This window comes from Streptomyces sp. NPDC059454 (assembly GCF_042749965.1).
In the GTDB taxonomy this organism is placed as follows: Bacteria; Actinomycetota; Actinomycetes; order Streptomycetales; family Streptomycetaceae; genus Streptomyces.
This window is the reverse complement of sequence record NZ_JBHYVC010000102.1, coordinates 1-11,579: the sequence shown is the minus strand read 5'-3', so window position 1 is coordinate 11,579 and position 11,579 is coordinate 1. Positions and strand designations below refer to the sequence as shown.

The following is an 11,579-nucleotide window of genomic DNA, read 5'->3' as shown; positions in this document are numbered from 1 at the left end:
CCGGCCCTCGGCCTTCAGTAGCGGGGACAGGATTTGAACCTGCGACCTCTGGGTTATGAGCCCAGCGAGCTACCGAGCTGCTCCACCCCGCGTCGATGAATGGAACACTACGTCAAGACATCCAGCAGAAGCAAATCCGTTCCCGCGCCACTGCGGGCAGCCGCACCTTCCCCAGTGCCTCAAAGCCCTGGGAGGTACCCCCGGGGCGGCACCGATGGGCGATGGGGGCGCCGCCCGCTCATGGGGCCCCGCTCGAGCGAAGCCGAGGGTGGGGAGGAGCCGAGGGTGAGGAGGCACCCGGAGCCGCCGGACCGCACGCGCCCCCGTCCAGCCTCACGCCGACAGCTCCTCACGCAGCGCGTCCCGCAGCCGCGCCGCCCGCTCCGTAACCGCCGGAGGCCCCAGCGCCGCCGCCCGCTCCGCCCACCGCTGCCCCTCCGCCAGCTCGCCTCGCCGCGCGTAGACCAGTGCGAGACGCAGCGCCGCCCGCCCGTGCCCCGCATCGGCCGCCCGGGTCCACCACACGGCCGCCTCCGGCTCGCTGCCCTCACGCGCGAGCAGCAGCCCCAGGTTGAAGGCACCGTTGCGCGACCCGGCCTCCGCCGCCTCGCGGTACCACCGCGCCGCCTCCACCACGTCACCACGGGCCGCCGCGAGCATCCCGACCCGCACCTGCGCCCGCCGGTGTCCCTGGGAGGCCGCCCGCTCGTACCACTCCTCGCACTCGCTGCGCCGGTTCACCGGCTCCCCCAGCTCGTGCGCGGGCTCCGGCGGTCTACGGGCATCCAGCACCGTCGCCAGCCGGTACGCGGCCTCCGCACTGCCGCCGCCCGCCGCACACCGCAGGAACCGCTCCGCCTCGCTCTCCTCACCCTCCCGCAGCCTCGCCATCCCGACCTGGAGCGCCGCCTCCATGTGCCCGGCGGCCGCCGCCCGCTCGTACCAGCGCAGCGCGGACCGCTCCTCGCCCCGGCCCGCGTGCAGGATGCCGAGGTTGAAGGCGGCGTCCACGCTGCCGGTCTCCGCGGCCTTGGAGAACCACGGCTCCGCACCGGTCTCGTCCCCGGCCCGCAGCAGCAGGATCGCCAGCGCGTTCGCCGCCTCGCGGTGACCGGCGTACGCGGCCCGGCGGTACCACTGCTCGGCCTGGGCGGTCCGGCCCTGGTCGGCGCAGAGCAGCCCGAGGTTGTACGCGCCGTTGATGTCACCGGCGTCCATCGCGGCCCGGTACCAGCGCTCGGCGGTCTGGGTCTCGCCCCGCTCGGCATGCAGCGCGCCCAGCGCGTTGGCGGCGTTGCCGTCGCCGTCCTGCGCGGCCCGCAGCCACCACACGGCGGCGTTCTCGCTGTCCCCGGCGTCGCGCAGCAGGAAGCCGAGCGCGCAGGCGGCCCGGGCCTCGCCGTCCTTGGCGGAGGTCAGGTACCAGCGGCCGGCCTCCTTGAGCTCGCCGCGCCGCTCCAGGATCGTTCCGAGGTGCAGCGCGGCCCGGCGGTGTCCCCGCGCGGCGGCCTGCCGGTACCACTGCTCGGCCTCCCGTACCAGCGTCGCGCCGTCGTCGTCGCTCTCCCGCGCGGCCCTGCGGTCCAGCGCGCGGGCCAGCCGGTACGCCCCTTCCCGGTGCCCCCGCTCGGCGGCGGCCCGCATCCAGCGCTCGGCCCGGTCCGTGTCCCCGCGGTGTTCCAGCAGGTCGGCGAGGGCGTACGCGCCGAGGGTGTGGCCCTGTTCGGCGGACTGGCGCAGCCAGTACTCGGCGGCGGGTTCGTCCCCGCGCTCCCGGTGGTGGCGGCCGAGCGCGTGGGCCGCCGCGGTGGAGCCGGCCACGGCGGCGATCCGCCACCAGCCCGCGGCCTCGTCGGCGTAGCCCCGCTGATGCAGCAGGACACCCAGGTTGTTGGCGGCGGCGCGGTCGCCCGCGGCGGTGGCGGCACGCAGATGGGGTTCGGCTCCGTCGAGATCACCACGGCGCAGCAGCATGGCGCCGAGGACGCTCATCGCCTCGACGTCGCCGGCCTCGGCGGCGAGCCGCTGACGCAGCTCCTCGGCCGCCTCGTCGGCGGCCTCCCCCGTCTCGTCGCGGGGTTCCTCCCGAGGGGAGGACTGCACAAAACGCCCTGTCCCGAACAGAGTTGCCTTGTCCCCCATACCATCCATCGTCGCACCACCTGCAACCTGGGTACACCCGGTATACCGCAGTCAGTGAGGTCACTACAGCGTTTTGTCGACATGCCCACAGAGAGACAAGTCAAACACAGATCCGCCAACTCCCGTCGGCGGCACGGCCGTCGCCTGCCCAGGTACATGCGTTCGTCCATCACAAAGGCCCGGATTCCTGGAGGAATCCGGGCCTTTGATGTCGCCGACTTCGCGACGTGAGTAGCGGGGACAGGATTTGAACCTGCGACCTCTGGGTTATGAGCCCAGCGAGCTACCGAGCTGCTCCACCCCGCGCCGTTGTGTGACAACCGTAGCACGGCGCGGGACGGGCGTTTGACCAGCCTGCTCGCTAACTGCTCGGGCTCGCGCTGGGGCCGGGACCGCTGTCCCCGCCGCCGGCGCCGCTGCCTCCTTCTGCCGACTGGGCCTCCTCGGCCTTGCGCAACGCTTCCTCCAGGTCCTCCTGCGCCTTGCCGTAGGCCTCCCAGTCGTTCTTCTTCAGGGCTTCCTGACCGGCTTCGAAGGCCTTCTGGGCGTCGTTCAGCGCCTCCTGGACCGTCGGGTTGTCGGACGTCGGCGGGGGCGTCGTGCCCTCCTCCTCGCCGGTTCCCTCGTCCTCGCCCGGTGGCGGCTCGGTGGTCGTGCCCTCACCCCCGAAGACCTTGTCCAGGGCCTGCTCGAGGGTGTCCTCGAAGGCGGTCTGGCCTCCGTAGGTCACCAGCACCTTCCGCAGCAGCGGGTACTTCAGTCCACCACCGCGCACGTAGACCGGCTCCACGTAGAGCAGTCCTCCGTCGAGCGGGACGGCCAGGAGATTGCCGTACTCGACCTCGGAGTCGCCGCCTCTCAGCAGCCTGATGGACTCGGCGATGTTCTGTTCGGAGTTGAACTGGCTCTGGACCTGTTTGGGTCCGGCGGCCGTGGTGCTGGTCGGCAGTTTCAGCACTCTGATCTTGCCGTAGTCCTCGGTGCCCGGATCGGCGTTCACCGCCATGAAGGCGCTGAGGTTGTCACGGCCGTTCGGTGTGAGCGTCGTGGTGAGCGAGAAGGTCTGCTCCTGCTGGTCGGGCATCTTCATGCTCAGGTAGTACGGAGGTACCGCGTCGCCCGTCTTGTTGGTCGGGTCGTCCGGCACCTGCCACACCTCGCTGCCCGAGAGGAACGTCGTGGCGTCCTTCACGTGGTAGCGGGTCAGCAGCTCGCGCTGCACCTTGAACAGGTCCTGCGGGTACCGCAGATGGGCCATCAGCGCGCCGGAGATCTCGGTCTTCGGCTGCACCGTGTCCGGGAAGGCCTTCATCCAGGTCTTCAGGACGGGGTCCTGGGTGTCCCACTGGTAGAGCTTGACCTCGCCGCTGTACGCGTCGACGGTCGCCTTCACCGAGTTGCGGATGTAGTTGACCTGGTTCTGCTGGGCCACCACCGCGCGCTGGTCGTTGGTGGCGGTCAGCGAGTCGGCCGTGGTGTCGCCGAGGGTCGTCCGCGACGCGTACGGATAGCCGTTGGTGGTGGTGTAGGCGTCGACGATCCACTGGATCCGGCCGTTCACGACCGCCGGATAGGCGTCCCCGTCGATGGTCAGCCACGGGGCGATCGCCTCGACGCGCTCCTTCGGCGTGCGGTTGTACAGGATCCGCGAACCCTCGCCGATCGCACCCGAGTACAGGATCTGCGGCTCGCTGAACGCGACCGCGTAGGCGGCCCGGTTCACCGGGTTCTCGAGGTTGACCCCGCTGTCGCCCTCGTAGCTGTACGTCTTCTCGCCGCTGTCGTCGGAGTAGTCGATCTCCTTCTGGGGCCCGCCGACGATCGAGTACGTCGTCGTCCGCTCCCCGTAGTAGACGCGCTGCTCGTACGACCCGAGATCGCCCTTGGACGGCAGGTCGGACTCGGTGAACTCGGGACGGCCGCCGGCGTCGGCGCTGGTGCCCTCGGCGGCGACGACTCCGTATCCGTGCGTGTACCGGAAGTGGTCGTTGATCCAGTTCCGCTTCGGGATGCCGTCGAGGTTCAGCTCGCGCAGACCGATGACCGTGTCCTGGTCCTTGCCGTCCTTGCTGTACCGGTCGACGTCCAGGTTGGTCGGGAACGCGTAGTAGTTCCTGATCTGCTGGAGCTGCTGGAACGTCGGCGAGACGATGTTCGGGTCCATGATCCGGATGCTCGCCGTCCGGGGGACGTCGTCGCGCAGCTGCGTCTTGTCCTCGGTCTGGCTGATGCCCGGGTACTCGGTGACCTGCGAGTCGTCGATGCCGTAGGCCTCACGCGTGGCCTTGAGGTTCTTCTCGACGTACGGCGCTTCCTTGGCCTGCTCGTTCGGCTGGACCTGGAACTTCTGCACGATCGCCGGGTACAGGCCGCCGATGAGGATCGCCGACAGCACCATCAGGCCGAAGCCGATCACGGGCAGCTGCCAGGTGCGCCGCCACAGGGTGGCGAAGAACAGCAGCGCGCAGATCACGGCGATGCAGAACAGGATCGTCTTGGCCGGCAGATAGGCGTTGGCGTCGACGTACCTGAGGCCCGTCCAGCTGTCGGTCGCCTTGAAGTCGCTGGACTTCACCGCCAGTCCGTACCGGTCGAGCCAGTACGCGACCGCCTTCAGCGCGACGAAGACGCCGAGGAGCACCGACAGGTGCCCGGTGGCCGCGGCCGTGGCGCGCGCGCCCGGGCTGGTGATGCGCAGCCCGCCGTACAGGTAGTGGGTGAGCGCGGCGGCGATCAGCGCCAGGATCGTGGCGGCGAAGCCGAAGCCGAGCAGGAACCGGTACCAGGGCAGGTCGAAGGCGTAGAAGGAGACGTCGAGCTTGAACTGCGGGTCCTTCTGGCCGAAGGACACGCCGTTGACCCACATCAGCCAGGTCCGCCACTGGCTCGACGCCGAGGCGCCGGCGATCAGGCCCACCAGCGCGGTGATGCCGAGCAGCAGCCACTTCTTGTACGGGGCGATGCCCATCCGGTACCGGTCGAGGTTCTGCTGCTCCATCGACATGGCGCTCAGCGGCGGCCGCATCCGGTGCGCCAGCCAGACGTTGAAGCCGACCGCGAGGGCCATCAGCAGACCGAAGACGAAGAAAAGCCCGATCTTGGTCCACAGGGTCGTCGTGAACACCGACGAGTAGTTGACCGAGCGATACCACAGCCAGTCGGTCCAGAAGCCCGCGAACATGGTGAACACCATGCCGAGGACGGCCAGGACGCCCAGTGTCATGAGCAGGGTCCGGACCCGCCGGGACGGGCGGCCCACTCTGATCCGTGGCCCCGTCGGGCCTCCGCCGCGGTCCGGCATCTGGAAAGCCAAGGTAGGCACCTCGAAGTTCGCTGTTGATTCGTCAGGCCCGCGTCTTCACGGACCATGCGTGGCACCCGTGATCGTGGGTCCACACCTATGCAACTTACTCACGCTTTACTCGGTTCCCGATTCCGGCCAGGAACGAGAGAGGATTGTGACCATGTCCAACACACCCATGGCGGCCAGTCCGCTCACCCGGGCCGTGCTCGAGATCGACGAGTACGTCTCCGGCCTCGGCTGGGACCAGCCCGCCCGCCTGTTCGCCCTCGTCGACACCGCCCGGCTGCGGGCCGAACAGCCCTCGCTCGCGGACCGGCTCGGTCTGGGCGACGAACAGGAGACAACCGCTCTCACCCCGATCGAGCAGGACGAGGTTCCAACGGGCAAGCCGCTCGACGAGTTCCTGGGCACCATCGCCTGGCCCGACGCGGTGACCGGCTGTGCCCTGACCGTGGAGCGGCTGATGCTGCCGCCGTCGGCCGAGGCCCAGGTCCCGAAGGATCTGGACGAGGCCGCGCTGACGAAGTGGGTGGCGCGGCACCCGGAGCGTCAGGAGGTCCGGATGACGGTCGCGGTGCTGCGCGACGGAGCCCGCGAGTCGGCTCTGCGACTGCGTGAGAAGGACTCCGCCACGGAGGTCCTCACCGGCTCCGAGCTGGTGCCGGGCCTGGCTCAGGCGCTGATGGCGACGTTCGAGGAGTAACGGGGCGGGTCAGGACGCCGTGCACGTCGGCAGGTCCGAGGTGTCGCCGGAGCGGATGTCCTTCAGGGCGTCCAGGGCGTCGTCGATGGTGTCCACCTTCACCAGGGTGAGGCCCTCCGGGGTGTCCTTGGCGGCGGACGCGCAGTTGTCGGCGGGCGTGAGGAAGTACTGGGCGCCCTTGCCGCGCGCGCCGACCGTCTTCATCTCGATCCCGCCGATCGGCCCGACCTTGCCGTCGTCGTCGATCGTGCCGGTGCCTGCCACGAACGTGCCGCCGGTCAGGCTGCCCGGGGTGAGCTTGTCGTAGATGCCGAGGGCGAACATCAGGCCCGCGCTCGGCCCGCCGACGTCGGCGAGCTTGATGTCGATGGTGAACGGGAAGGTGTGGTCGGTCCCGGCGGAGATCCCGACGATGGCGCGCTTCTCGCCGTCGTCCTCGAAGGCCGTGGTGGTGATCGTCACCTTCTCGGTCCTCGTCGCCGTCCGGTTCTCCTTCTCGGCGGCGGCCTGCTCCTTGGCCGGCACGACCGTGAAGACGACGTCCTCGCCCGGCTTGTGCCCGGTCACCCGCTCGGCGACGTCGTCCGGCTCCCGCACCGCCCTGCCGTCGACGGCCTTGATCACGTCGCCCGCGTGCAGCTTGCCCTCGGCGGGAGATCCCTTGACCACCGTGGAGACGATCACCCAGGACTTCACCGGGACGTCGAGTTCCTTCAGCGCCGCGACCTTGGCGCTCTCCTGGGACTGGCTGAACTCCTCGGCGTTCTCCTGGGTGGACTGCTCCTCCGTCTTGCCGTCGGGGTAGAGGGTCTCGTGCGGAACGACCTTGTTGTCGTGCGCGAGCCATCCGTAGACGGCCTCGAAGAGGTTCATCCGGTAGTCGGCGCTGGTGACCCGCACCGTGGTCATGTTGAGGTGACCGTCCGTCGGGTAGGTCTTGCGGCCGTCGATCTGCAGCACCGGCTCACCGTCGTGCTCACCCAGCGTGTTCACCGTCGGCCCCGGGGACATCTCCGAGTAGGGCACGGGAATGAACACACCCACGCACAGGAGCGCGATCAGCATCAGGGTGGAGGCGAGCATCGTCGCGGTGCGGCGTGGCATGCCTCGACAGTACGGGACAGGCCTGTCAGCGCACCGTCAGGGCCGCCCGGACGGGCGGCCCTGCTCTCGTCGTACGCCGTGACCTGTTGTTCCCGGCCTTCAGCTGCTCGAGCGCGGCTTCTCCATCGCCTCGCGGAACCGGGCATAACCGATGAGCTCGGGGCCGTCGCCCCGCACCTTGCGGGTGCGATTGGCCCAACTGCCCCACAGTCCCGCTCCGATCGCGGCCACAAGCGGAATCAGCAACCAGGCAAGCGCCGCCATGCCGACCTCCCAACCCCATGAGCCTCCGCAACACTGACTGATCAGCAGATTAACCATCAGCAGTGACAACGCTCACGCCAGGGGTGGGGTTACGCAACCGGAGGTCCGGGGCCTCCTCAGCAGACTCCGACCCGCCCTCCCGCCGCCCGACCACCACCCCTCAACGACGGCGCTACGCGCCGACCCGCCCTCCCGCCGCCCGACCACCACCCCTCAACGACGGCGCTACGCGCCGACCCACTCTTCGGTGCCGTCCGAGAACCGCTGGTGCTTCCAGATGGGCACCTCGTGCTTGAGGTCGTCGATCAGCTTCCGGCAGGCCTCGAAGGCCTCTCCCCGGTGCGGGCACGACACGCCGACGACCACGGCGAGGTCCCCGACCCGGAGGTCCCCCACACGGTGGACGGCGGCCAGCGCCCGTACGGGGTACTCGGCGGCGACCTTCTCGGCGATCCGCCGCATCTCGTCCTCGGCGCTGGGGTGGCACGAGTAGCCGAGCTCGTCGACGTCGGCGCCCTCGTCGTGGTTGCGCACGGTGCCCACGAACAGCGTCGTCCCGCCGGCCGCGTCGTCCCCGACCGCGCGGAGGACCTCGTCCACGGACAGCGGCGTGTCGCGGATCGAGATCAGCTTGATCGGGTCCTGTGCGGCCTGCTCACCCGGGTGGTCGTGCGTCGATGCCATGTCCCCATCGTGCCCCACCCCGGCGACAACGCGGAACGGTGTCATCGTCCGGCACGCGCGCGTGCCCGTTCGGAGCCTCCCACGAAAGGCGCGTCAGATCCGGCGCCGGGCCTTGCGTGCCCGTCGCACCACCGCGGCCGCGCCCAGCAGGGCCACCGTCGCTCCCGCGGCGCCCGCCGCCGTCGCGTCCTTGCGCCCCAGCCGCCGGCCGACGACCGTGTGCCTGCCGGACACCTCCTCCAGCAGTTCCACGAGCACCTCCTCGTTGGTGTGCGCGGGCCGCCACCCGGCATCGTGCAGCCGGCTCCCGCTCACCACCCAGGGGTACATCGTGTACGCCAGGTCCCCGGCCGGCGACGGGGTGAGCCCGATCCGGTGCAGCCGGGCCGCCGCGCCGAGCGCGACCGCCGACGGCAGCTCCATCCGCCGGATCCCGCTGAGCGCCTCGACCTCCTCCTGCTCCAGCCACCCGTCACAGCCGACGGCCAGCTCACCGTCGACCTTCTCCAGGACGGCGTACTCCAGGGCGCTGCACAGATCCTCGACGTGGCAGAACTGCCACGCGGGCCGCGACCCGGCCACCACGAGCAGTCGGGGCGACTCGAAGTACCTGGTCAGCGCGGTGTCGGTACCTCCCACCAGCACGGCGGGACGCACGACCGTGACATTGAGCCCCGGGTGCGCCCTGGGCGCCCGGCGCGCGAGTCGCTCGATCTCCAGGAAGTCGCCGACGCCCGTGGCCTCCGCCGTGGCCCGCAGCTCCGCGTCCTCGGACAGCGGCAGCTCGTTGTCCGGCAGCGCTCCGTAGACCATCGTCGACGTGCACAGCACCACGCGGTGCACTCCGGCGGCCGCGGCGGCCGTCAGCACCGTCTGCGTGCCCCGCACGTTGTAGGCCGTCCGGGCGGCGGCATCGGTCTCCAGATCGAGGTCGAGCGCGAGATGGACCACCACGTCGGCCCCGCGCAGCTTGTCCGCGATGGCCGGATCCCTCACGTCCAGGATGTGCCAGCGCGCCTCGGCGCACTCGCCGCGCCGCTCGTCGATGGCGATGACCTGCTTGACCTCCTCCGAGACGGCGAGCCGTGCGGTGAGCAGCGCGCCGATGCCGGACGCGGCACCGGTGACCGCGACGACGGGCCCGCGCGCCGCGGGACCGGTTGGGTTGTTTCGCGCTGCGCGAACCTGTGGATCTGGGGAACTCACCGGGCGTCTCCAGCGGTTGTCTTCAGTACGAGCGCGAGCGACGCGTACGTACCAGGTGGCATCCATCCTGCCGCAGGCCTGCTGTCGGCGAAGCACCGAGGCCCGAACCGCTTCAGGTGTCTACGCTGGGTGGTGTTGTCGGGCAGCCGTGCCGCCGGAAAGAACCGGTGGCCCTACCAGCCGAGGAAACCCGTGAGTGACACCCCATTCGGATTCGGCCTTCCGCCGGAGGAGCCGGACGACGGCGACGAGGGCAAGAAGAAGGACCCGCAGAGCGGTGGTGGTCAGGGCCCGGCCAACCCGTTCGGCTTCGGCACGCCCGGAGCCGGAGGCTTTGGCGGCCCTGGCGCGGACAATCCGTTCGCCGCGATGTTCGGGTCGCTGAACCCCAACGACCTGGGCGCCGCGTTCCAGCAGCTCGGCCAGATGCTCTCCTACGAGGGCGGGCCGGTGAACTGGGACATGGCCAAGCAGATCGCCCGGCAGACCGTCTCGCAGGGCACCGCGGAGGGTTCGAAGGACGCGAGCGTCGGTCCCGCCGACCGCAGGGCCGTGGAGGAAGCGGTCCGTCTGGCCGACCTGTGGCTGGACGACGCGACCTCACTGCCGTCGGGCGCCCATTCCGCCGTGGCCTGGAGCCGCGCGGAGTGGGTGGAGGCCACCCTCCCGGCGTGGCGGGAGCTGGTCGACCCGGTCGCCGAGCGCGTCGGGAACGCGATGGGCGATGTCCTGCCGGAGGAGATGCAGGCCATGGCGGGCCCGCTGATCGGCATGATGCGCTCCATGGGCGGCGCCATGTTCGGCACGCAGATCGGGCAGGCCGTCGGCGTGCTCGCCGGTGAGGTCGTCGGCTCGTCCGACATCGGCCTGCCGCTGGGCCCGGCCGGCCGGGCCGCGCTGCTGCCGCTGAACATCGAGACGTTCGGCAAGGACCTGGGCGTCTCCCAGGAGGAGGTGCGGCTGTATCTCGCCCTGCGCGAGGCCGCTCACCAGCGCCTGTTCGCGCACGTCCCGTGGCTGCGCTCGCACCTGTTCGGCGCCGTCGACGGCTACGCGCGCGGGATCAAGGTCGACACCGGCAAGCTCGAGGACGTCGTCGGACAGTTCGACCCGCAGAACCCCGAGCAGCTGCAGGAGGCCCTCCAGCAGGGCATGTTCCAGCCGGAGGACACGCCGGAGCAGAAGGTTGCCCTGGCCCGTCTGGAGACGGCGCTGGCACTCGTCGAGGGCTGGGTGGACGCGGTGGTGCACGCCGCGGCCAAGCCCCGGCTGTCGTCGGCCGACGCGCTGCGCGAGACGCTGCGCCGCCGCCGCGCCTCGGGTGGTCCTGCGGAGCAGACGTTCGCCACGCTGATCGGTCTGGAGCTGCGTCCGCGCCGGCTGCGCGACGCCTCGCGCCTGTGGGCCTCGCTCACCGACGCGCGCGGGGTCGACGGCCGGGACGCCCTGTGGGCGCACCCGGACATGCTGCCGACGGCGACCGACCTGGACGACCCGGACGGGTTCGTGCACCGCGAGCAGATCGACTTCTCCGAGCTGGACAAGATGCTCGGCGAGGCCGCCGGCAAGCCCGACCTCAAGAAGAAGGACGAGGGCGAGGGCGAGAACAAGGGCGACGACGCCGAGTGAGCCTCCACGACGACGCGGTCCTCGTGCTCAAGGGGTACGAGGACCAGCCCGAACTGCGCCAGACCTATCTGGACCACCTCGCGGCGCATCCGGACGGCATGTGGAAGGCCTGTACGGACGGTCACATCACGGCCAGCGGCCTGGTGATCGATCCCGAGCGGGGCCGGGTGCTGCTGACCCTGCACCGGAAGCTGCGGATGTGGCTCCAGATGGGCGGACACTGCGAGCCGGGTGATGTCTCGCTCGCGGCGGCGGCCCTGCGGGAGGCGACGGAGGAGTCCGGCATCACGGGACTGACCCTGGCGGCCGGTGGCCCCGTGCGTCTGGACCGCCATCACACACCGTGTGCCTGGCACCTGGACGTCCAGTACGCGGCGCTGGCTCCGGCCGGCGCCGTCGAGGCGATCAGCGACGAGTCCCTCGACCTGCGCTGGTTCCCGTACGACGAGGTGGCGGACGTGGCCGACACCTCGGTCACCCGTTTGGTGGAAGCGACCCGGACGAGACTGGGCGTCTGACACAGGGGTGAGGGGCGACCACCCG

General features: G+C 70.6%; 9 protein-coding genes and 2 tRNA genes. 3 read left to right on the top strand and 8 right to left on the bottom strand.

Going from position 1 to position 11,579, the window contains the following annotated elements; all coding sequences use genetic code 11:
* Nucleotides 1-18: 18 nt before the first annotated feature.
* From ACFXAE_RS35255 to ACFXAE_RS35240, 4 genes are all read right to left on the bottom strand, one after another.
* Nucleotides 19-92: transfer RNA gene (locus tag ACFXAE_RS35255), tRNA-Met, on the bottom strand.
* Between the two features lie 241 nt (nt 93-333).
* Complete coding sequence (locus ACFXAE_RS35250) at nt 334-2,151, bottom strand: tetratricopeptide repeat protein (RefSeq protein WP_384723476.1); 1,818 nt, start codon at nt 2,149-2,151, stop codon at nt 334-336.
* 223 nt (nt 2,152-2,374) lie between these two features.
* Nucleotides 2,375-2,448, bottom strand: a tRNA-Met gene (locus tag ACFXAE_RS35245).
* Between the two features lie 55 nt (nt 2,449-2,503).
* Nucleotides 2,504-5,443, bottom strand: a complete 2,940-nt coding sequence (locus ACFXAE_RS35240; RefSeq protein WP_384723479.1) for a UPF0182 family protein — start codon at nt 5,441-5,443, stop codon at nt 2,504-2,506.
* Between the two features lie 163 nt (nt 5,444-5,606).
* Between ACFXAE_RS35240 and ACFXAE_RS35235 the strand changes: the two genes are divergently transcribed.
* On the top strand, nt 5,607-6,149 hold the full coding sequence (locus ACFXAE_RS35235) for a PPA1309 family protein (protein WP_384723473.1): 543 nt from the start codon (nt 5,607-5,609) through the stop codon (nt 6,147-6,149).
* A gap of 9 nt (nt 6,150-6,158) precedes the next feature.
* Here the strand turns inward: ACFXAE_RS35235 and ACFXAE_RS35230 are convergent, their stop codons facing one another.
* From ACFXAE_RS35230 to ACFXAE_RS35215, 4 genes are all read right to left on the bottom strand, one after another.
* Nucleotides 6,159-7,253, bottom strand: a complete 1,095-nt coding sequence (locus tag ACFXAE_RS35230; protein WP_384723471.1) for a PDZ domain-containing protein — start codon at nt 7,251-7,253, stop codon at nt 6,159-6,161.
* A gap of 99 nt (nt 7,254-7,352) precedes the next feature.
* Complete coding sequence (locus tag ACFXAE_RS35225) at nt 7,353-7,517, bottom strand: hypothetical protein (RefSeq protein ID WP_384723468.1); 165 nt, start codon at nt 7,515-7,517, stop codon at nt 7,353-7,355.
* Between the two features lie 225 nt (nt 7,518-7,742).
* Complete coding sequence (locus ACFXAE_RS35220; protein WP_384723465.1) at nt 7,743-8,201, bottom strand: molybdenum cofactor biosynthesis protein MoaE; 459 nt, start codon at nt 8,199-8,201, stop codon at nt 7,743-7,745.
* Between the two features lie 93 nt (nt 8,202-8,294).
* A complete protein-coding gene (locus ACFXAE_RS35215) occupies nt 8,295-9,407 on the bottom strand; it encodes an SDR family oxidoreductase (protein ID WP_384723462.1) in 1,113 nt (370 codons plus the stop codon).
* Between the two features lie 192 nt (nt 9,408-9,599).
* On the opposite strand from ACFXAE_RS35215, the gene ACFXAE_RS35210 reads away from it, so the two are divergent.
* Both ACFXAE_RS35210 and ACFXAE_RS35205 read left to right on the top strand, forming a co-directional pair.
* Nucleotides 9,600-11,036, top strand: coding sequence for a zinc-dependent metalloprotease (locus ACFXAE_RS35210; protein ID WP_384723459.1), 1,437 nt, complete (start codon nt 9,600-9,602; stop codon nt 11,034-11,036).
* The gene (locus ACFXAE_RS35205) at nt 11,033-11,554 is read left to right on the top strand and encodes an NUDIX hydrolase (RefSeq protein WP_384723456.1); all 522 of its coding nucleotides are present in this window, start codon (nt 11,033-11,035) and stop codon (nt 11,552-11,554) included. Before ACFXAE_RS35210 ends, ACFXAE_RS35205 begins: the two co-directional genes overlap by 4 nt.
* The last annotated feature ends 25 nt before the right edge of the window (nt 11,555-11,579 follow it).